Here is a 19,889-nt window from a genome sequence, read left to right on the forward strand (position 1 = left end):
TTAACGGCGAGCCATCATTTCGTCGACGATCTCACCCAAACGCTGCAGTTTCGGCACAGAAATATCACGGAGCATCAGTTCCGTGTCCGGCAGGCCAATCACTGATGACCAGACGGCGCGGCCGGCTAAAAAGCCGGATGCACCCGCCTGCATCGCAACACTCACCGCCCTTGGGAACAACTTATCGTCCACGCCGGATGAGAGGATCACCCACGGCATGGCGATGTTCTCGTTCAGTTTTTGCGAGGCAGTCAGCAATTCCTGCTGAGAGCCTTTGCCGAACAGGGGCATCTCCACTTTGTAAAGGTCAGCTCCGCTGTCTCCCAGCTCTTTTGCCGCGTCGATAATGGCCTGTTCACGATTAAACGTCGCGCCGCGACGCGGCGGGCGGACTACCGGCTCAATAATGCTGAGCAGTCCATTGTCATGGCACAGCTGATTGAACGCCTTCACCATCTCCAGACGCTGCTGCGGATCTTCGTCGCTACGCCACAGCACCAGTAGCTTCAGCGCTTTACCGCCATCGCGCCTGACCGCCTGAGCATCAACGTTTTTATCGATGACGACGCTGTCAACGGGGATCCCGTTCCCCGGAATAAATTCGTCTGCTGCCACAATCATCGCGCAGCTTTTGGCAACGGCCTGTTGCTCAACGATCTGCTGGTAGCAAAACTGCTGATCGACAAGAATGGCGGAGGCATACGGCGACAGAATCTTGGCCGCGTTGACCTTAAAGTCGGTGAGATGCCGATCGGTGACCGGCACCGGGGCGCCCGCCGCAGCAAACATCAGGCGCATCGCTTCGCGCTGGTCAACGGCCAGCATTGCAAAACCGCCGGAAGGTCGGGTGATATCTTTCAGGGTGTACATCGTCATTCCTCAGTCCTTTCGTATCAGTGTGTTTTTTTCAGCCCGGCGGATGCGCGAACCTGTTCAAGAATGGCTGTCCAGTCTTCGCGCCCGCGTCCGGCGGCCCGCGCCTGGTTGTAGACTTCACGGGAGGCGGCGCCCAGCGGCATCGGGACGTGGAGCTGGTTTGCCACGTCCAGCGCGATCCCCAGATCTTTATGCGCGAGGTCGATCATAAAGGCCGGTGTAAGATCGCCTTTGAGCACCTTGTTAGGCCATGAGGTGGTGAAGTGGCCTTTTCCTGCTGGCGTACCGCTCATAACACTGAGCGCCACATCGAAAGAGAGGCCGAGGGCTTCACACAGCACGGCGGCTTCAGCGGACAGCGCGTTCAGGGCAATGCTCATGTAGTTGTTAATAAGCTTCACGCGGATGCCCATACCTGGCCCACCTGCGTTTATCAGTTCATTGCCCATCGCCATCAACACCGGCGTGGCTCGTTCAACCTGCTGCGCGGTGCCGCCAGCCAGAAGGAGTAATGTTCCGGCGACGGCATGGTCCGATGTGCGTCCGACAGGCACATCCATCATGCTGAAACCACGTTCAGCCATGTCGCGGATCAGGGCATCGGTCTGTAGCGGGTGAATGGTGGACATATCAATGACCAGCGCTTCGCGGGATAACCCTTCGCAGACGCCCTGCTCACCAAACAAGACTGTGCGAACCAGGTCTCCGTTTGGCAGCATGGTGATGACAAATTCGGCCTCCTTTACTGCCTGTGCAGGCGTGGCTGCAGCCAGGGCTCCACGCGCCACCAGGGCCTGTATCGCCTGTGGGTTTACATCAAAAACGTGAAGCTGGTGGCCCTGTTTAAGCAGATTCGTTGCCATAGGCGCACCCATCTGTCCTAACCCGATAAAGGCAATTGCTGACATGCTTCTCTCCTGTCACATCGTGTCAATTATTGAGCGTTTGTGTTGTCTGTTTTTGATCGTATTTGTAATTTATAGTCAAAAAATTGACAGGGGTCACTTTTTAAACATTTCGTGAAATTAAAATGAGAGCATCAGAAAACGCAGAAGGAATCACCATGACTCGCATCGTTTGTGTCGGCATTACCGTGCTGGATCGCATCTGGTATCTCGATGATTTACCGAAAGAAGGTGGCAAATATGTCGCAAAAGACTATACGGAGGTGGGCGGCGGTCCTGCGGCGACTGCGGCGGTGGCGGCAGCGAAACTGGGGGCTGAGGTGGATTTTATTGGCCGGGTGGGTGATGACGATACCGGCAGAAGACTGCTCGCGGAGCTGGAGTCCCTGGGGGTAAACACGCGCTATACGCGGATGGTGAAAGGAGCCCGTTCATCGCAATCGGCCGTGCTGGTGGATGGTCACGGGGAGCGTGTCATTGCTAACTACCCCAGCCCCGATCTCCCGGCTACGGCGGCATGGCTGCAGGATATCGACTTTTCGCAATGGGATATCGTATTAGCCGACGTGCGCTGGCACGAAGGGGCTAAACAGGCGTTCACCCTTGCCCGCCAGCAGGGCGTCAGCACGCTGCTTGATGCCGATGTCACCCCGCAGGATATTGCTGAGCTGGTCGCCTTAAGCGATCACGCGGCCTTCTCCGCGCCGGGTTTGCGGCGTTTAAGCCAGCTGGACGACACGGAAAACGCACTGAGAAAAGCACAAACGCTCACAAATGGACATGTCTACGTCACGCAAGGGCGTGAAGGGTGTTACTGGCTGGAGCAGGGCGCGCTGTGTCATCAGCCGGGATTTGCGGTCGACGTGGTGGATACCACAGGTGCAGGGGATGTCTTTCACGGCGCGCTGGCGGTGAGTCTGGCGCAGCAGGGGGATGCAACAGACGCGGTACGTTTCGCGAGTGCGGTTGCGGCACTGAAATGTACCCGGCCCGGAGGACGGGCAGGTATACCTGACTGTGATCAAACCCGCTCTTTTTTGTCACTTTTTGTATAAAATGCGGGGCGTGATGGTTTTCAGAGGACAGCCCATGAGCCTTACCGAACTGACCGGCAACCCGCGGCACGATCAACTGCTTACGTTGATTGCTGACCGCGGCTATATGAACATTGATGAACTGGCGCAACTGCTGGACGTCTCAACGCAAACCGTGCGCCGGGATATCCGCAAGCTGAGTGAGCAGGGGCTGATCACGCGTCATCATGGCGGCGCGGGCAGGGCATCCAGCGTGGTGAACACCGCATTTGAGCAACGTGAAGTCTCCTTGACCGAAGAGAAGCGGGCCATTGCCGAAGCGATTGCTGACTACATTCCCGATGGTTCAACCATCTTCATTACTATCGGGACGACGGTGGAGCACGTTGCCCGGGCGCTGCTCAACCATAATCATCTGCGCATCATCACCAACAGCCTGCGGGTGGCGCATATTCTGTATAAGAACCCGCGCTTTGAAGTGATGGTGCCCGGCGGTACGCTGCGTCCGCATAACGGAGGCATTATCGGGCCTGCGGCGACGGCGTTCGTGTCAGGCTTCCGTGCCGATTACCTGGTGACCAGCGTCGGAGCAATTGAACACGACGGCGCGATGATGGAGTTTGACGTTAATGAAGCCAGCGTGGTGAAAACCATGATGGCCCACGCGCGACATATTTTACTGGCGGCCGATCATACGAAATACCACGCCTCTGCTGCCGTTGAAATTGGTAACGTGTCGCAGGCAACCGCGCTCTTCACCGATGAGCTACCGGGATCTGCACTGCACAATCATCTCAAATCCAGCAAGGTAGAAGTCGTTGAGGTGAATTCAGGCGACGAACAGCAGGCAGGCTAACCCTTCTTAATGGCCCGATATTCAGGCTCGGGCCTTTCCTTTCTGTAAGCTGAATCTGGCGCATAGCCAAACCTTATCTTTCCCGCTACAGTTACTTTTCCACGGCGAGCAGGAGATAAAAAATGCTTTATATCTTTGACTTAGGAAATGTAATCGTCGATATCGATTTTAATCGGGTGCTGGGCGCATGGAGCGACTTTAGCCGTGTCCCGCTGGCGACGTTAAAGCAGAGTTTCGCCATGGGCGAGACTTTCCATCAGCACGAGCGCGGCGAAATTAGCGATGAAGAATTTGCTGAACGTCTGTGTCATGAAATGGATGTGCCGTTAAGTTACGAGCAGTTTTCCCATGGCTGGCAGGCAGTGTTCGTCGCGATCCGCCCGGACGTGATCGCCATTATGCATAAACTCCGCGAGCAGGGGCATCGGGTTGTGGTGCTGTCGAATACTAACCGTCTGCATACCACGTTCTGGCCTGACGAGTATCCTGAGGTGCAGGCGGCGGCCGATAAAATCTACCTCTCCCAGGAGATGGGTATGCGTAAACCCGAAGCGCGTATCTATCAGGCGGTTCTGCAGGCGGAAGGATTCACCGCGGCCGATGCGGTCTTTTTCGACGACAATGCCGATAATATAGAGGGAGCTAACCAGTTGGGTATCACGTCAATTCTGGTGACCGGAAAGGAGACGATACCAAACTATTTTGCGAAGCAGTTATGCTAAAAACCGTTCATCAAAAAGCCACGCATCATACTCGTCCGCTCAGGGCGTGGCTGAAACTGCTCTGGCATCGCATTGATGAGGACAACATGACCACGCTGGCGGGTAACCTCGCCTACGTGTCATTGCTCTCGCTTGTGCCGCTGGTGGCCGTCATTTTTGCGCTATTTTCCGCTTTTCCAATGTTTGCAGATGTCAGCCTGCAGCTTCGCCACTTTGTCTTTGCGAATTTTATTCCCGCCACCGGGGACGTCATACAGAACTACATTGAACAGTTTGTCGCTAACTCCAGCAAAATGACGGCGGTCGGGGCGTGTGGCCTGATCGTCACGGCGCTGTTATTGATGTACGCCATAGATAACGCGCTGAATGCCATCTGGCGGAGTAAAAAGGCGCGGCCCAAGGTTTATTCCTTTGCGGTGTACTGGATGATCTTAACGCTGGGGCCCTTGCTGGCCGGAGCGAGTCTGGCTATCAGTTCGTATCTGCTTTCGCTGCGCTGGGCCAGCGATCTCAACGGCGTTATCGATAACCTGTTGCGTATCTTCCCGCTGATTTTATCGTGGCTCTCTTTCTGGCTGCTTTACAGCGTGGTACCGACCACGCGCGTGCCTAACCGCGATGCGGTCGTGGGCGCGCTGGTCGCGGCATTGCTCTTTGAACTGGGCAAAAAAGGGTTTGCCCTTTACATCACCATGTTCCCGTCTTATCAGCTGATTTACGGCGTGCTGGCGGTGATCCCCATTTTATTTGTCTGGGTCTACTGGACCTGGTGTATCGTCTTGCTTGGTGCCGAAATAACTGTCACTCTCGGCGTATACCGCGAACTTAAAAAAGCAGCAGAAGCTGAAAAACAACAAGAAGCAGACCAACCATGATTGCATTGATACAGCGCGTAACCCGTGCCAGCGTCACCGTGGAGGGAGAGGTGACGGGTGAAATTGGCCCAGGACTTTTAGTGTTGTTAGGTGTCGAAAAGGATGATGACGAACAGAAAGCCAACCGCTTGTGCGAGCGCGTGCTGGGCTACCGCATTTTCAGCGATGCGGAAGGTAAGATGAACCTGAACGTTCAGCAGGCGGGTGGCAGCGTGCTGGTGGTCTCCCAGTTTACGCTGGCGGCCGATACCGAGCGCGGCATGCGCCCGGGTTTCTCTAAAGGTGCCGCACCGGATCGTGCAGAAGCCCTTTACGAGTACTTTGTGGCGCGTTGTCGTCAACAGGACATGAATACGCAAACCGGACGATTCGCTGCAGATATGCAGGTATCGCTGGTGAACGATGGCCCCGTCACATTCTGGCTCCAGGTATGAGCCAACTGGCGGCGTGGCCGCGGGTAACAAGAGAGAGTACAGCTATGTATCACCTTCGAGTACCGCAAACGGAAGAAGAGTTAGAAGCCTATTACCAGTTCCGCTGGGAAATGTTACGCAAGCCATTACATCAGCCAAAAGGGTCTGAGCGCGACGCCTGGGATGCGATGGCCCATCACCAGATGGTGATGGACGAAGAGGGTAACCTCGTCGCCGTCGGGCGTTTGTACATCAATGCCGATAACGAAGCTTCAATCCGCTTTATGGCGGTTCATCCTTCCGTGCAGGATAAAGGCCTCGGCACCTTGATGGCGATGACTCTTGAGTCCGTCGCCCGTCAGGAAGGGGTTAAGCGCGTCACCTGTAGCGCCCGCGAAGACGCCGTCGAATTCTTCGCCAAACTCGGTTTTGTTAACCAGGGGGAAATCACCGCCCCGCAAACCACGCCGATTCGTCACTTTTTGATGATCAAACCCATCGCTACGCTGGATGATATTCTCCATCGCGCCGACTGGTGTGGGCAGCTCCAGCAGGCCTGGTATCAGCACATTCCCCTGAGTGAAAAAATGGGCGTGCGTATTCAGCAGTACACCGGGCAAAAATTCATTACCACCATGCCGGAAATCGGCAATCAGAACCCCCATCACACCCTGTTTGCCGGCAGCCTGTTTTCGCTCGCCACGCTGACCGGCTGGGGGCTTATCTGGCTGATGCTCCGCGAACGCCATCTTGGCGGCACCATTATTCTGGCCGATGCCCATATTCGTTACAGCGCGCCGATCAGTGGTAAGCCGAGCGCCGTTGCCGATTTGGGCGCACTTGGAGGCGATCTCGACCGCCTGGCGCGCGGGCGTAAAGCGCGCGTACAGATGCGCGTTGAGCTGTTCGGCGATGAAACGCCGGGTGCCGTCTTTGAAGGTACCTACATCGTTCTTCCTGCGAAGCCGTTTGGCGCGTTTGAAGAGGGTGGAAACGAAGAAGAGTAGGTTCCGTCGTCCCGGCATGATTGCCGGGTTAATTCCCCGCGCCGATCCGTCTGGCAATATCCCTCAGAAGATCGCGCGCAGACGGGCTGACCCCGCCAAGCTGGAAAAATCCATGGATAACCCCCAGCCACCGCTGAGCCGTACACGTGACGCCTTGCTCAGTCAGGCGCTGATATAGCGCCTCACCTTCGTCGCAAAGCGGATCAAACTCGGCAGTAATGATGTGCACGGGAGGCAGGCCGCTAAAATCCTTTCGCCAGAGCGGGCTCGCTTCAGGATGCTGGCGTTCCGTGTGGGCCAGATAGAGCTCATATCCGCTCAGCAGCGTATCGCGGGTGATGACGTAATCCGCGCCGTTACGGGTATAGCTTTCAAAAGAGGCCGTGGCATCCAGCATCGGGTAGATAAGAATGAGATGCGCAGGCTGCCAGAGTCCGGAAGACGTGAGCCGCAGGGCCGTCACCAGTGCCAGATGGCCTCCCGCGCTGTCCCCGCACAGGGTGATACGGTTTTTATCCACGCCAAACATATCCGCGTATTGCCAGACCAGATGTGCGCCTCTTTCTGCATCATCATGGGCGGCAGGGTAGGTATGTTCAGGAGCAAGTCTGTACTGGATCGCAATGACGCGGCAGTTGCCATAAAACGCTAACTGGCGCAGTTGATTATCGTGAGTATCGAAGCCGCCGCTGATAAAGCATCCCCCGTGGTAGTAGATAACGGTCGGCAGCTTTTCAGCAGCATCTGGCGGAGAGAAGACGCGATATGTGATGCCTTCGAGGTTCAGCGTTTCTACGTCAACGCGCGTTTCTGTCTCACCGGCAAGCGCCGTGCTGGCAATATAGCCTGCTCTCCGGTCATCAATACTTTGGCTACGCGCAGAAGGACGTCCTGCTGCGATGAACGCCTGAACCAGCGTATCAATCCCTTTTTCGAGTGCCATGTGGGTCCCTTTAATCTGTATGAATATACAGTGTTATAACTCAGTTTGTTGTCGAGTGAAACAGGGAAAACGAGGCTGAAAACGATTCTGGAAAGCGGCTCGCAAAAGTAAACATGGATATTAAATTTGGCTTTAGTCCTGAATAACGCACGTGTAGTTTGCCTGCACAGTGATGCTGGAAGATATGCGAGAGGAAGGCGAGGATGTTGCAGTCAACCAGATACAGGCCGGGCAAACCAACGTTGCCCGGCACTGTGAGTGGGGATTACTCCCCTTCACCCGGGAACAGGAACGGGTTAATAGAGCTGCGGGCAAAGCCCTCTTGCTCCATTTTGGCGTCCAGAATCAGCGAGGCGAGATCGTCGGCGACGGCTTCGACTTTCGGGTCTTTTTCCTGATAAAGGATCTTCAGGTAGGTACCGCAGTCGCCGCAGCTTTCAGCTTTGACCGCCGCGTCTTCATTTTCCAGCGACCAGTAGTTGAGATCGCGCGTCTGCTCGCAGTTGCTGCATTTAATGCGCACCACGTGCCACTCGGTTTCACACAGGTTGCAGTGCAGATAACGCAGCCCTTGAGTGGTACCGATCTGCACCATGCTGGACACCGGCATTGAGCCGCATACCGGGCAGAATTGACGCGCTTCACCGTATTCGGCGCGGGCTTTACCCGGGATCAGGCTGGCCATTTGCGCCCAGTAAAGCGACAACGCCGCCCAGATGAACGGCGCTTTGTCGCTGCTGACCAGGGAGAAATCGGACGCAAACAGCGCGCTCGCCATCTCTTCCAGCTCCTGATCGGAGGCTTTTTCCAGATTCTCAATGACCGCCAGCGCGGTACCGCTCATCTCGGGTTTCAGCTCGGCAATCAGGGAGTGCAGCAGCGTATGCCAGTGCTTATCGCGCGGCAGAACGTGGATATCCAGCGGAGGCTTACCCTGCTCGCTGGCCTCTTTGATGCGCGCGGTCAGGTCAATTTGCAGCGGGTGGTCGTATAGCACCACTTCCTGCGCATGGGCAACCAGCGCGGCAAAACGCAGAAAATCACCCAGTGGGTTGTTCTCTGCCAGCTCGCGCAGACGCTCTGCGCGGCGGTTATAGAGGTTCTTGAGTCTGGGGAATAACAACGGCGGAATATAATCCGCCGTGCGTTTCTCGCTCGAACCCAGCTCATCTTGCGGGATTATGCGAATACTCATTCAGATGACTTTTCCTGTTTCTGGCGGACCTCTCGGTACCAGCGCGGGTGATGTTTCTTCGCCCACGTACTGGTTACCCAGCCTTCCACCATCGCGGTAATGGTGCCTTTCACCCAGAGGGCGGCGTAAATATGCACCATGATAACCACAATTAACGCCACTGCGGCAAATGAATGCAGCATCAGCGCGAATCGGATCACCGGGATTGAGAAAGCAGGCGCAAAATACGGACGCCAGATGATCACGCCGCTCACCAGCAACAGGACCAGGAAGATAATCGCCGCCCAGAATACGCACTTCTGGCCGAAGTTATAACGCCCGGTATCACCCACTTCCTCGTTGACGACGATCTTACGAATATTCTTCGCCCAAAAGATATCATCCCGATTGATTAGGTTATGGTGCCAGTATCGGAAAAACATGATGATGAACGACGCGAACATGATGACGCCAACAAACGGGTGCAGTATACGCGCCAGCTGTGGTGTCCCCATGATCTGCATCAGCCAGTTGAAGGAGGGGAAGAAGAACCCCAGCCCGCTTATCGCCGCCAGCATGAAGCAGAAGGCGGTGACCCAGTGGTTGATGCGTTCCGGCGCGGTATAGCGCACGATGGTGTCACGTTTTTTCATTTGCGCACCTCGTCTTTCTCTTCATGCAGGTTGTCGTCTTCCTCTTCCGCGCGGTTCGGACCGACACCGACATAGTGGAAGATGCTCGCTGCGAAGGTGGCAGCAAAACCCACCGCTGCCAGCGGTTTCCAGATGCCTTTCCAGAACTTCACGGTCGCGCTGATTTCCGGGTTCTCCGGCAGGCCGTGATACAGATTCGGCTTGTCTGCGTGGTGCAGCACATACATCACGTGCGTGCCGCCCACGCCGGCCGGGTCGTATAGGCCTGCGTTGTCGTAGCCACGGGTTTTCAGTTCGCCCACGCGTTCAGCCGCCAGCGTTTTCATATCCTCTTTGGAACCAAAGTGGATAGCGCCCGTCGGACAGGTCTTCACGCACGCAGGCTCCTGGCCGACGTTTACACGGTCTACGCACAGCGTGCATTTGTAGACGCGGTTGTCTTCCGGGTTCATGCGAGGGACATCGAACGGGCAGCCCGCTATGCAGTAGCCGCAGCCAATGCACTGCTCGGACTGGAAGTCGACGATACCGTTAGCATACTGAATGATAGCCCCTTCTGACGGACATGCCTTCAGGCAGCCCGGATCCGCACAGTGCATACAGCCGTCTTTGCGGATAAGCCATTCCAGTTTGTCGTTCTGTTCCACTTCCGAGAAACGCATCACCGTCCAGGACTTGGCGGTCAGGTCAGCCGGGTTGTCGTACACCCCGACGTTGTGACCCACTTCATCACGGAGGTCGTTCCACTCAGAACAGGCCACCTGGCAGGCTTTACAGCCGATACAGGTGGTCACGTCGATAAGCTTCGCCACTTCCTGCTGGTGGTCCCGCGCCTGAGGCGCGGGCGTGAAACCGTTAGTCGCGGAACGACGGATAATGTCTTGAGATTGATAAGCCATAAGTCGTCTCCGTTACACCTTTTCCACGTTCACGAGGAAGGCCTTAAACTCCGGCGTCTGCGTGTTCGCATCACCGACGAACGGCGTCAGGGTGTTCGCAATGAACCCTTTCTTCGCCACGCCCTCATAACCCCAGTGAATCGGAATACCGATGGTATCCACCTGCTGACCGTGAACGTTCAGCGTGCGAATACGCTTGGTCACCACCGCCTTGGCCTTGATGTAGCCACGGTTAGAAGAGACCTTCACGGTATCGCCATGGGCAATGCCGAGCTTGTTCGCCAGCTTCTCGCCGATCTCCACAAACTGTTCCGGCTGCGCGATAGCGTTAAGCAGCGCGTGCTTGGTCCAGTAGTGGAAGTGTTCGGTCAGACGGTAAGTGGTGCCCACATACGGGAACTTGTCTTTTTTACCCAGCGCGTCGAAATCGCCCTTAAAGATGCGGGCTGCCGGGTTAGAGACCACGTTCGGGTGCAGCGGGTTGGTGCCCAGCGGCGTCTCAAACGGCTCGTAGTGTTCCGGGAATGGCCCTTCCGCCATCTTATCGATAGCAAACAGGCGTCCCATCCCTTCAGGCTGCATGATAAACGGCCCGACATCGCTGCCTGGAGGGGCAGTACTGTAGTCCGGAATATCCACACCGCCCCATTTCGCGCCGTCCCATTTCAGCAACTGACGCTTCGGATCCCACGGATTACCCTGCGGGTCAGCGGAAGCACGGTTGTAGAGAATGCGGCGGTTCAGCGGCCATGCCCAGGCCCAGCCCAGCGTATTGCCGAGGCCTGACGGGTCAGCATTATCGCGGTTGGCCATCTGGTTACCTTTCGGCGTCCAGCTACCGGCAAAGATCCAGCAGCCACTGGCGGTCGTGCCGTCATCACGCAGGTGCGCGAAGGTACTGAGCTGATCGCCTTTCTTCGCCAGCACCGTTCCGGTGGCCGGGTCGATAACATCTGCCAGCGCTTTACCGTTGCTCTCCATCGCCACTTCTTCCGGCGCTGGGTTTTCCGGCGTCGAGTAGTTCCAGGTCATGTTCAGCACCGGTTCCGGGTTCGCACCGCCTTCTGCCGCATACATCTTACGCAGGCGTAGGAAGATACCGGCCAGGATCTCGCCGTCGTTCATGGCGATGCCCGGGGCGTCCGCACCTTTCCAGTGCCACTGCAGCCAGCGGCCAGAGTTCACGATGGAACCGTTCTCTTCCGCGAAGCAGGTAGAAGGCAGACGGAACACTTCAGTCTGAATCTTCGATGGGTCAACGTCATTCGACTCACCGTGGTTCTGCCAGAAGGTCGACGTCTCGGTGTTGAGTGGGTCAATCGTCACCAGGAACTTCAGTTTCGACAGCGATTCAACCACCTTGTTCTTGTTCGGGAATGAGGCGACCGGGTTAAAGCCCTGGCACAGATAGCCATTCACCTTGCCCTGATGCATCATCTCGAAGTACTGCAGAACGTCGTAACCTTTGTCCCACTTCGGCAGCCAGTCAAAGCCCCAGCTGTTTTCTGCTGTCGCTTTGTCACCGAAGAAGGCTTTCATCATCGAGACGAAGAACTTCGGATAGTTGCCCCAGTAGTTCACCTGACCTTCGAGCAGCGGTTTAGGCGTGCTGGCTGTGAGGTAGGTTTGCAGGTCGGTCTGTTTTTCGCTTGGCAGGTTCATGTAACCCGGCAGGCTTTGAGACAGCAGACCAAGGTCGGTCAGACCCTGAATGTTGGAGTGACCACGCAGGGCGTTCACGCCGCCGCCAGCCATCCCCATGTTGCCGAGCAGCAGCTGAACCATCGCCATGGTACGGATGTTCTGCGCGCCGACAGAGTGTTGGGTCCAGCCGAGCGCGTAGAGGAACGACGCCGTTTTGTCTTTCGCGCTGGTTTCGGCGATAAGCTCGCACACCTTCAGGAAGTCTTCCTTCGGCGTACCACAGATGTTTTCGACAACGTCCGGCGTGTAGCGGGAAACGTGCTCTTTCAGCAGGTTCCACACGCAGCGCGGATGCTGCAGCGTCGTATCACGCTTCGCAAAGCCTTTCTCGTCCAGCTCATAGTTCCAGCTGGTCTTGTCGTATTTGCGTTTTTCGGCGTCATAACCGCTGAACAGTCCATCTTCGAAGTGGTAATCCTCACGCACGATCAGGCTGGCGTTGGTATAGGCTTCGGTGTATTCGCGGTTATATTTTTCGTTGGTCATCAGGTACAGCAATACGCCTGACAGGAAAGTGATGTCAGTACCTGAACGAATAGGGGTGTAGAAATCCGCCACTGACGCAGTACGCGTAAAGCGGGGATCTATCACAATCAGTTTCGCACCGTTGTGGATTTTGGCTTCCATCGCCCAGCGGAACCCGACAGGGTGCGCTTCAGCGGCGTTACCGCCCATCACCACAATAAGGTTGGCGTTCTTGATGTCGACCCAGTGGTTGGTCATCGCACCGCGACCAAATGTTGGAGCAAGACTTGCTACCGTTGGTCCGTGTCAGACACGCGCCTGGTTGTCGACCGCGAGCATACCGAGTGCACGCGTAAATTTCTGGGTTAAATAGCCGGTTTCGTTACTGGAAGCAGACGCACACAGCATCCCGGTGGAGAGCCAGCGGTTGACGGTGACGCCTTCAGCGTTCTTCGCAATAAAGTTGGCATCGCGGTCTTCTTTAATCAGTTTAGCGATGCGGTCAAATGCGTCTTCCCAGCTGATTTGCTGCCATTTATCGGAACCTGGCGCACGATATTCAGGGAATTTCAGGCGGCTTTCGGAGTGGATAAAGTCAACCAGGCCGGCACCTTTCGGGCACAGCGCACCGCGGTTGACCGGATGGTCCGGGTCACCTTCGATATGGAAGATAGACGCTTTGGCGTTTTTAGCACCGTCGCCGAGGCTATACATCAACAGCCCGCAACCGACAGAGCAGTACGTACAGGTATTACGGGTTTCACGGGTGCGCAGCAGTTTATATTGCCGCGTCTCCGCCAGCGCTACACCGGGTGCAAAACCCAGTGCCGCCGCCGTGGTGCCTGCCATACCGCCAGCGCAGATCTTAAAGAACTGCCTTCTGCTGACCTGCATGGGTCACTCCTTGTTTCGACATTGCTTACATATGTAGTTTTGACTTCGCGGTTGAACGGTGACCGCAAAGGAGAAAAATTTGCGTTAATCCCTCAGTTCTACGAGGGATATCATCAGAATACCACAATGTCGGTACGCCTGTTCCAATGGCGTTAATACAAAGTGAACGTATTATCACTGTGTTGATTATAAAGTGTGACACGAGTCACATTATTGCCCCGGCATGTTAAAGGGCTGTATCACCGCCTCGGTTGCGCCTCTCCCAAATGAGTAGGTAAACTTGATGAGGATGGGTGCTGAAAAGTTGATCCATACTATGCGTATGGCCTGCGGTTTGTGATGCAATAGCAGGCTCACCTCCGTGGTTGTTCAGGAATACCGCTGTGTCTAAACAAAACCGTGTTACCCACTCGTCGCCACTGCCTGCCGGTATCGTGGAACTGTCGGTACACAGACCGCCCCACATTACCCACACCACGCCTGATTTTCTGGCGGAGGAAGTGCCCGTTGCTCTGGTTTACAACGGTATTTCCCATGTGGTGATGATGGCCTCGCCGAAAGATCTGGAGCTGTTCGCGATTGGCTTTTCCCTCTCGGAAGGCATCATTGAGCACCCGCAAGAAATTTACGGCATGGATGTGGTGAAGGCCTGCAACGGCCTTGAAGTGCAAATCGAACTCTCAAGCCGCCGGTTTATGGGGCTCAAAGAGCGGCGACGCGCGCTGGCCGGGCGTACCGGATGCGGGGTTTGCGGGGTAGAGCAGCTCAATGATATCGGTAAGCCTGTCGCACCTCTGCCGTTTACCCAGACCTTCAATCTGGCCCATCTCGATCATGCCCTTGAACATCTGAATGACGTGCAACCTGCCGGCCAGCTGAGCGGATGCACGCATGCGGCGGCATGGGTTCTGCCATCGGGCGATATTGCCGGGGGGCATGAGGATGTCGGCCGCCATGTGGCGCTGGATAAACTGATGGGCCGCCGGGCGCGTGAAAGCGAACTCTGGCAGCAGGGGGCGGCACTGGTCTCCAGCCGCGCCAGCTACGAGATGGTGCAAAAATCGGCGATGTGCGGCGTTGAAATCCTTTTTGCCGTATCGGCCGCGACCACGCTGGCGGTGGAAGTGGCGGAGCGCTGTAATCTGACGCTGGTGGGGTTCTGTAAGCCGGGAAGGGCGACGATTTATACCCATCCGCAGCGTTTAATAGTTAATCAGTAAATTTGAAAAAGAATAGCAAATCCTTCCGCTTTTAGTTGTTCATGATGAGGTCTACTATTTATCTCATCAAGGCACGGTGCCTTAAACAAACAACTAATTGAAAGGGTTTATATCATGAAAAGCATCAAAACTTTTGTCGCAGTAATCGCTCTGGCTACGTCTTTCGGTTCTTTCGCTGCACAGACTGTGACCGCAACCGCCTCTACCATTGATGGCGCAGAAGCGAAAATTGCTGCACAGGCTCAGGAAGCGGGCGCGTCATCTTACAAAATTACGCAGGCGTTTACGGGTAACCGCGTACACATGACCGCTGAACTGAACAAATAAGCTGCCACACCGTCGAAAGAGCGCCCCAGGGGCGCTTTTTTTATTGGATACCCGCCAGGCGCAGCAATGCAGTCACGACCGCTGCCGCCACGATCACCACAATTAACGGCATTTTTCGCCATGCCAGAAACACTGCAAACGCCACGCCCAGTACGCGCGCCATACCGGCAAAATGCTCACCTTCATAGAAGGTGGTCGCCAGCGCGACGGAAAACAGCAAAACCGTTGCCGCATCTGAAAGCAGAGCCTGAGAGCGGTCTGACAGCGCCAGTCGGTTGCCGAGTTTTGCCCCGCCGAGACGCATTAAATAGGTTCCCACGGAAAGCACGGCGATACCGAGAATAAAGACCGTCATATTCCCCATTATTTTTTCCTCGCAGCAAGACCCAGTAAAGAGAGCAGAACCGGTAAACCCACCGGGGCAAACGGCACGGCGGCCAGTGACAATGCAGCACCGCTGCAGGCGCGGATCAGGGTGGTGCGATTTTTAAAAGCCGGCACCACTAACGCCAGTAAAATCGCCGGGAATACCGCATCCAGCCCGATGGTTTCAAGGTCCGGCAACAGTTTGCCAACCATGGCGCCCAGCAATGTACCCAGCGGCCAGACGATCGCCACGCCTAAACCGCATAGCCAGTATGCCGCCTTACGCTGTTCGGGCGTTTTTTGCGACAACCCGAACACCACGCTTTCGTCGTTCATAATGTGGCAACCCAGAAAACTCAGGCCACGTTTACCCACCAGTTCACGCACCGTCACTCCAAACGGTACATGACGTGCATTAACCAGTAATCCGGCAGCCGCCGCTGCCAGAGGGTTACCGCCGCTTGCCACAATGCCGATAAACATAAATTCAGAGGCACCCGCCAGCACGGTAATGGAGAGTAAAAACGGGACCCAGACCGGGAAACCGTAGGCCATTGCCAGCGAACCATAGGATATCCCGACGACGCCTACCGCGAGACACACCAGGATGATTGCTTTTATCGTGTCGCCTTTCAGGCTGGAGAGAGGATGCTTCATACAATTTTAGCCATATCGAACGTATTTCCATTATAATGAACGCATCAGGATCGTTTTTCAAGCCGAACGATTCGTTCGATTTATAGAACAAAGGGGCCGTTTTTATGACGCAGCCAATCAGCGTGATCGCTAAAAGTCTGGTGCGAGAACGCCTGCGAACCGGACTTTCACTGGCGGAAATCGCGCGCCGTGCCGGGATCGCTAAATCCACGCTGTCGCAGCTGGAGTCCGGCAACGGGAATCCCAGCCTGGAGACGCTCTGGTCACTCTGTGTGGCGTTGGACATTCCTTTTGCCCGTTTGCTTGAACCGCAGCAGCCGACCACTCAGGTGATCCGCCGTGGAGAAGGAACGAAGGTGGTTGCCGGACAGGCCAACTATGAAGCCATTTTGCTGGCGGCGTGCCCGCCGGGCGCGCGTCGTGACATCTACCTGTTACTCACCCAGCCGGGTGCCGACCGCATTTCTCAGCCACATCCGGCAGGCTCAGTGGAGCATATTATTGTGACGCAGGGTAGAGCGCTGGTTGGTCTGATCGACGCGGCGGAAGAGCTTGGCCCGGGGGATTACATTTGCTATCCCGCTGACCAGCCGCATATCTTTAAGGCCCTGGAGCCGGATACGCACGCGCTTCTGGTGGCTGAACAAAATTAACGCAGATACGGAAAATCATGTCGCTTAAAGCCATTGCCAAAGAACTGGGGCTGTCTGTTACCACCGTCAGCCGCGCCCTTAACGGGTATGACGATGTCTCCCGCGAGACGCGCGCCCGCGTCGAAGCGGAGGCTCAGCGCCGTGGCTACCGGCCAAACACCTTCGCGCGTCGCCTGAAGATGGGCAAAATCGACGCCGTGGGTCTGGTTTTTCCGGTGCATCCTGTTCCGCTCAATAACAGCGTCTTTATGGACATGGTCGGCGAAATTAGCCACGAACTGGCGCGACATGAAATCGATCTCCTGCTGATTGCCGATGACGATCTGGCGGATAAGCACAGCTATATGCGTATGGTGCAAAGTCGTCGCGTGGATGCGCTGATTGTGGCGCACACGCTGGATCATGACCCGCGGCTGGAACAGCTTCAGGCCGCCGGTTTTCCCTTTCTCGCGCTCGGACGCAGCCAGCTACCGCAGCCCTATGCGTGGTTTGATTTCGACAACTATGCCGGCACGTACAATGCCACCCGCTGGCTGATTGAAAAGGGGCATCGCCGCATCGCCTTGCTGGGTGAAAGCAACAATCAGGCCTTCATCACCCAGCGCCGCCAGGGTTATCTGGATGCGCTACGCGAAGCCGGGTTATCCAGCGAATGGCTGCGCGCCATGCCGCCTTCGCGCCGCGTGGGTTACGCCACGACGAATGAACTTCTCTCCCTGCCGCAGCCCCCCACGGCCATCATTACCGACTGCAACACTCACGGCGACGGCGCGGCCATGGCGCTGGCGCAGCGGGGTCTTCTCTGCGGTGAAAACGCCGTTTCGCTGGTGGTTTACGACGGCTTACCGCAGGACAGCATTGTCGATGTTGAAGTGGCGGCGGTTATTCAGTCCACCCGCCAGGGCGTCGGGAAACAGATCGCTGACATGGTGCGTCAGTTGATTAACGGCGACGATATCGCTCAGCTTCAGGTGCTCTGGCAGCCAGAATTCTTCCCGGGCCAGACGGCCTAAACACAGCAAAATTCCAAAGCCGATCACAGATCCGAAACGTTTTGGTTTGTATCCGAAACGTTTCGGATCAACACTCAGATCATCCCGATGACAGGAGAGGTCTGATGCACGATTCCATTTTTCGACTCGAAAGTAAGGCGGTTGACCTGGTGATCACCACGCACCCGTTCGCCGAAATTCTTTACTGGGGGCCGCACCTTCACCACTTTTCACCGCAAGATGTGGTAAGTCTGTCTCGTCCTGTGGCGAACGGTAGGCTCGACGTTGACGCCCCGGTGACGCTGATGGCGGAGCTGGGACACGGTCTGTTTGGTTCGCCCGGTATTGAAGGGCACCGCCAGGGGCTGGACGGGTCGCCTGTCTTTAAAACCACCCATGTGCAGCACGAGGGGCAAACCCTGACGTTAACGGCGGAAGATGAACATGCCGGGTTGCGTCTGACCAGCGAGCTGGCACTGGATGCAAGCGGGGTACTGGTGGTGCGTCACGGTTTAACTAACCTACGGGCGCAGGCGTGGCAGGTTGATCGTTTCGCCGTGACGCTACCGGTCGCTGAACGCGCGCAGGACGTGATGGCGTTCCACGGACGCTGGATCCGTGAGTTCCAGCCGCATCGCGTGAAGCTTGAACACGACAGCGTTGTGATTGAAAACCGCCGCGGCCGGACCTCTCACGAACACTTCCCGGCGCTGATCGCCGGTACGTCCTCATTTAACGAAATGCACGGCGACGTCTGGGGCGTGCATCTGGGCTGGAGCGGCAACCACCGCCTGCGTGCGGAAGTCAAAACCGACGGACGCCGCTATCTGCAGGCCGAAGCCCTCTACCTGCCGGGAGAAATGGCGATTGAAGAGGGGGAAACGCTCTGGACTCCACGCCTGTATGCGAGCTACTCCGCACGGGGTCTGAACGGCATGAGCCAGTCGTTCCACCGGTATCTGCGCGACAACGTTATCCGCTTCCCTGAAAACAAACCGCGCCCGGTACATCTCAATACCTGGGAGGGGATCTACTTCAGCCATGACCCGGCGTACATCATGCGCATGGCCGATGAGGCTGCGGCGCTGGGCGTAGAGCGTTTTATCATCGACGACGGCTGGTTCAAAGGCCGTAACGATGACCACGCGGCGCTGGGTGACTGGTACCTGGACGAGAAAAAATACCCGGACGGGCTGACGCCGGTGATTAACCATGTGAAAAAGCGCGGCATGGAATTTGGTATCTGGATTGAGCCGGAGATGATTAACCCGGACTCGGATCTGTATCGTGCCCATCCCGACTGGGTGCTGGCGCTGCCGGGCTACACCCAGGCAACGGGCCGTCATCAACTGGTGCTCAACCTGAATATTCCGCAGGCTTTTGATTATCTGGTCGAGCGCATGAGCTGGCTGCTGGGCGAACATGCCATCGACTACGTTAAGTGGGATATGAACCGCGAACTGGTACAGCCCGGGCACCACGGCAAAGCCGCCGCGGATGCGCAGACGCGGCAGTTTTATCGTCTGTTAGACGTGCTGGGCGAGCGTTTCCCGCACATCGAATTTGAGTCCTGCTCCTCGGGCGGCGGGCGAATCGACTATGAAGTCCTGACCCGCAGCCACCGCTTCTGGGCCTCTGACAACAACGACGCGCTGGAGCGCAATACCATCCAGCGTGGCATGAGTTACTTCTTCCCGCCGGAAGTGATGGGCGCGCATATCGGTCATCATAAATGTCACGCCACATTCCGCCAGCACAGCATTGCTTTCCGCGGCCTGACGGCACTGTTTGGCCATATGGGACTGGAGCTTGACCCGCTCACCGTCGATGCTCAGGAGCGTGAAGGCTATCGCCATTACGCCGCGCTGCACAAGCAGTGGCGGGAAGTCATCCATCACGGTACCCAGTGGCGCGTGGATATGCCGGATGCCAGCACGCTGGCGCAGGGTATAGTGAGCGAAGACAAAACGCAGGGGTTGTTTATGGTCAGCCAACTGGCCATGCCGGATTACACGCTCATGATGCCGCTGCGCATGCCGGGGCTCGACGCGCAGGCGCAGTACCGCATCACGCTGCTCGATCACCCCAACATTCGACTCACCGGTGAGGGCGGGCACACCATGCGCAAGCTGCCGGCGTGGATGGAAACGTCCCAGACGGCCAGCGGTGAGTGGCTGATGCAGGCGGGGATCGCACTGCCGATTCTGGACCCGGAAACCGCCATTCTGATTGGCGTTGAACGCGTGTAAGGGTG

The 19,889-nt window shown here is 56.5% G+C and carries 20 protein-coding genes; 11 read left to right on the forward strand and 9 right to left on the reverse strand.

Going from position 1 to position 19,889, the window contains the following annotated elements; translation table 11 throughout:
* Positions 1 to 876 (reverse strand): sulfofructosephosphate aldolase, encoded by an 876-nt coding sequence (gene yihT, locus AAIR21_RS19645; RefSeq protein ID WP_025202734.1) that lies wholly within the window; start codon positions 874 to 876, stop codon positions 1 to 3.
* Positions 877 to 893: 17 nt separating this feature from the next.
* On the reverse strand, positions 894 to 1,784 hold the full coding sequence (yihU, locus tag AAIR21_RS19650) for a sulfolactaldehyde 3-reductase (protein WP_032680060.1): 891 nt from the start codon (positions 1,782 to 1,784) through the stop codon (positions 894 to 896).
* Between the two features lie 155 nt (positions 1,785 to 1,939).
* Between yihU and AAIR21_RS19655 the strand changes: the two genes are divergently transcribed.
* From AAIR21_RS19655 to fabY, 6 genes are all read left to right on the forward strand, one after another.
* Entirely contained in the window at positions 1,940 to 2,836 is an 897-nt protein-coding gene (locus AAIR21_RS19655) for a sugar kinase (protein WP_032680061.1), read from the forward strand.
* 34 nt (positions 2,837 to 2,870) lie between these two features.
* On the forward strand, positions 2,871 to 3,671 hold the full coding sequence (locus AAIR21_RS19660) for a DeoR/GlpR family DNA-binding transcription regulator (protein ID WP_032679260.1): 801 nt from the start codon (positions 2,871 to 2,873) through the stop codon (positions 3,669 to 3,671).
* A gap of 122 nt (positions 3,672 to 3,793) precedes the next feature.
* Positions 3,794 to 4,393 (forward strand): glucose-1-phosphatase, encoded by a 600-nt coding sequence (yihX, locus tag AAIR21_RS19665; RefSeq protein ID WP_014172238.1) that lies wholly within the window; start codon positions 3,794 to 3,796, stop codon positions 4,391 to 4,393.
* Positions 4,387 to 5,268 (forward strand): virulence factor BrkB family protein, encoded by an 882-nt coding sequence (locus tag AAIR21_RS19670; RefSeq protein ID WP_014172237.1) that lies wholly within the window; start codon positions 4,387 to 4,389, stop codon positions 5,266 to 5,268. The genes yihX and AAIR21_RS19670 overlap by 7 nt, the downstream gene beginning before the upstream one ends.
* Complete coding sequence (gene dtd / locus AAIR21_RS19675; protein ID WP_020883977.1) at positions 5,265 to 5,702, forward strand: D-aminoacyl-tRNA deacylase; 438 nt, start codon at positions 5,265 to 5,267, stop codon at positions 5,700 to 5,702. The genes AAIR21_RS19670 and dtd overlap by 4 nt, the downstream gene beginning before the upstream one ends.
* 44 nt (positions 5,703 to 5,746) lie before the next feature.
* Positions 5,747 to 6,688, forward strand: coding sequence for a fatty acid biosynthesis protein FabY (fabY, locus tag AAIR21_RS19680; protein ID WP_020883976.1), 942 nt, complete (start codon positions 5,747 to 5,749; stop codon positions 6,686 to 6,688).
* A 28-nt stretch (positions 6,689 to 6,716) separates the two neighbouring features.
* Here the strand turns inward: fabY and AAIR21_RS19685 are convergent, their stop codons facing one another.
* From AAIR21_RS19685 to fdnG, 5 genes are all read right to left on the reverse strand, one after another.
* Positions 6,717 to 7,631, reverse strand: a complete 915-nt coding sequence (locus tag AAIR21_RS19685) for an alpha/beta hydrolase (RefSeq protein ID WP_183516914.1) — start codon at positions 7,629 to 7,631, stop codon at positions 6,717 to 6,719.
* Between the two features lie 265 nt (positions 7,632 to 7,896).
* A complete protein-coding gene (gene fdhE / locus AAIR21_RS19690; protein WP_014172233.1) occupies positions 7,897 to 8,826 on the reverse strand; it encodes a formate dehydrogenase accessory protein FdhE in 930 nt (309 codons plus the stop codon).
* Entirely contained in the window at positions 8,823 to 9,458 is a 636-nt protein-coding gene (fdoI, locus tag AAIR21_RS19695; RefSeq protein ID WP_014172232.1) for a formate dehydrogenase cytochrome b556 subunit, read from the reverse strand. The genes fdhE and fdoI overlap by 4 nt, the downstream gene beginning before the upstream one ends.
* Complete coding sequence (gene fdxH / locus AAIR21_RS19700; protein ID WP_014172231.1) at positions 9,455 to 10,357, reverse strand: formate dehydrogenase subunit beta; 903 nt, start codon at positions 10,355 to 10,357, stop codon at positions 9,455 to 9,457. The genes fdoI and fdxH overlap by 4 nt, the downstream gene beginning before the upstream one ends.
* A 12-nt stretch (positions 10,358 to 10,369) precedes the next feature.
* Positions 10,370 to 13,420, reverse strand: coding sequence for a formate dehydrogenase-N subunit alpha (gene fdnG / locus AAIR21_RS19705; RefSeq protein ID WP_088202997.1), 3,051 nt, complete (start codon positions 13,418 to 13,420; stop codon positions 10,370 to 10,372).
* 383 nt (positions 13,421 to 13,803) lie between these two features.
* On the opposite strand from fdnG, the gene fdhD reads away from it, so the two are divergent.
* The gene (gene fdhD / locus AAIR21_RS19710; RefSeq protein ID WP_183516916.1) at positions 13,804 to 14,640 is read left to right on the forward strand and encodes a formate dehydrogenase accessory sulfurtransferase FdhD; all 837 of its coding nucleotides are present in this window, start codon (positions 13,804 to 13,806) and stop codon (positions 14,638 to 14,640) included.
* 114 nt (positions 14,641 to 14,754) lie between these two features.
* Positions 14,755 to 14,967 (forward strand): DUF1471 domain-containing protein, encoded by a 213-nt coding sequence (locus AAIR21_RS19715; RefSeq protein WP_008501827.1) that lies wholly within the window; start codon positions 14,755 to 14,757, stop codon positions 14,965 to 14,967.
* 40 nt (positions 14,968 to 15,007) lie between these two features.
* Here AAIR21_RS19715 and AAIR21_RS19720 read toward each other — a convergent pair whose 3' ends face one another.
* Both AAIR21_RS19720 and AAIR21_RS19725 read right to left on the reverse strand, forming a co-directional pair.
* Positions 15,008 to 15,331 (reverse strand): AzlD domain-containing protein, encoded by a 324-nt coding sequence (locus AAIR21_RS19720; protein WP_032680064.1) that lies wholly within the window; start codon positions 15,329 to 15,331, stop codon positions 15,008 to 15,010.
* A complete protein-coding gene (locus tag AAIR21_RS19725; RefSeq protein WP_183516917.1) occupies positions 15,331 to 15,990 on the reverse strand; it encodes an AzlC family ABC transporter permease in 660 nt (219 codons plus the stop codon). Before AAIR21_RS19725 ends, AAIR21_RS19720 begins: the two co-directional genes overlap by 1 nt.
* Before the next feature lie 104 nt (positions 15,991 to 16,094).
* On the opposite strand from AAIR21_RS19725, the gene AAIR21_RS19730 reads away from it, so the two are divergent.
* From AAIR21_RS19730 to AAIR21_RS19740, 3 genes are all read left to right on the forward strand, one after another.
* Entirely contained in the window at positions 16,095 to 16,643 is a 549-nt protein-coding gene (locus AAIR21_RS19730) for a helix-turn-helix domain-containing protein (RefSeq protein ID WP_014172225.1), read from the forward strand.
* 17 nt (positions 16,644 to 16,660) lie between these two features.
* On the forward strand, positions 16,661 to 17,656 hold the full coding sequence (locus tag AAIR21_RS19735; protein ID WP_183516918.1) for a substrate-binding domain-containing protein: 996 nt from the start codon (positions 16,661 to 16,663) through the stop codon (positions 17,654 to 17,656).
* A gap of 104 nt (positions 17,657 to 17,760) precedes the next feature.
* The gene (locus AAIR21_RS19740; RefSeq protein ID WP_176586964.1) at positions 17,761 to 19,884 is read left to right on the forward strand and encodes an alpha-galactosidase; all 2,124 of its coding nucleotides are present in this window, start codon (positions 17,761 to 17,763) and stop codon (positions 19,882 to 19,884) included.
* Positions 19,885 to 19,889: the final 5 nt, after the last annotated feature.

Origin of the sequence: Enterobacter sp. PTB (assembly GCF_051130085.1) — a bacterium.
Lineage (GTDB): Bacteria > Pseudomonadota > Gammaproteobacteria > Enterobacterales > Enterobacteriaceae > Enterobacter > Enterobacter ludwigii.

What these genes read in the sequence shown, in the direction of transcription:
- yihT (WP_025202734.1), bottom strand. Translation starts at nt 876, where the DNA reads ATGACGATGTACACCCTGAAAGATATCACCCGACCTTCCGGCGGTTTT.
- yihU (WP_032680060.1), bottom strand. Translation starts at nt 1,784, where the DNA reads ATGTCAGCAATTGCCTTTATCGGGTTAGGACAGATGGGTGCGCCTATG.
- AAIR21_RS19655 (WP_032680061.1), top strand. Translation starts at nt 1,940, where the DNA reads ATGACTCGCATCGTTTGTGTCGGCATTACCGTGCTGGATCGCATCTGG.
- AAIR21_RS19660 (WP_032679260.1), top strand. Translation starts at nt 2,871, where the DNA reads ATGAGCCTTACCGAACTGACCGGCAACCCGCGGCACGATCAACTGCTT.
- yihX (WP_014172238.1), top strand. Translation starts at nt 3,794, where the DNA reads ATGCTTTATATCTTTGACTTAGGAAATGTAATCGTCGATATCGATTTT.
- AAIR21_RS19670 (WP_014172237.1), top strand. Translation starts at nt 4,387, where the DNA reads ATGCTAAAAACCGTTCATCAAAAAGCCACGCATCATACTCGTCCGCTC.
- dtd (WP_020883977.1), top strand. Translation starts at nt 5,265, where the DNA reads ATGATTGCATTGATACAGCGCGTAACCCGTGCCAGCGTCACCGTGGAG.
- fabY (WP_020883976.1), top strand. Translation starts at nt 5,747, where the DNA reads ATGTATCACCTTCGAGTACCGCAAACGGAAGAAGAGTTAGAAGCCTAT.
- AAIR21_RS19685 (WP_183516914.1), bottom strand. Translation starts at nt 7,631, where the DNA reads ATGGCACTCGAAAAAGGGATTGATACGCTGGTTCAGGCGTTCATCGCA.
- fdhE (WP_014172233.1), bottom strand. Translation starts at nt 8,826, where the DNA reads ATGAGTATTCGCATAATCCCGCAAGATGAGCTGGGTTCGAGCGAGAAA.
- fdoI (WP_014172232.1), bottom strand. Translation starts at nt 9,458, where the DNA reads ATGAAAAAACGTGACACCATCGTGCGCTATACCGCGCCGGAACGCATC.
- fdxH (WP_014172231.1), bottom strand. Translation starts at nt 10,357, where the DNA reads ATGGCTTATCAATCTCAAGACATTATCCGTCGTTCCGCGACTAACGGT.
- AAIR21_RS19715 (WP_008501827.1), top strand. Translation starts at nt 14,755, where the DNA reads ATGAAAAGCATCAAAACTTTTGTCGCAGTAATCGCTCTGGCTACGTCT.
- AAIR21_RS19720 (WP_032680064.1), bottom strand. Translation starts at nt 15,331, where the DNA reads ATGGGGAATATGACGGTCTTTATTCTCGGTATCGCCGTGCTTTCCGTG.
- AAIR21_RS19725 (WP_183516917.1), bottom strand. Translation starts at nt 15,990, where the DNA reads ATGAAGCATCCTCTCTCCAGCCTGAAAGGCGACACGATAAAAGCAATC.
- AAIR21_RS19730 (WP_014172225.1), top strand. Translation starts at nt 16,095, where the DNA reads ATGACGCAGCCAATCAGCGTGATCGCTAAAAGTCTGGTGCGAGAACGC.
- AAIR21_RS19735 (WP_183516918.1), top strand. Translation starts at nt 16,661, where the DNA reads ATGTCGCTTAAAGCCATTGCCAAAGAACTGGGGCTGTCTGTTACCACC.
- AAIR21_RS19740 (WP_176586964.1), top strand. Translation starts at nt 17,761, where the DNA reads ATGCACGATTCCATTTTTCGACTCGAAAGTAAGGCGGTTGACCTGGTG.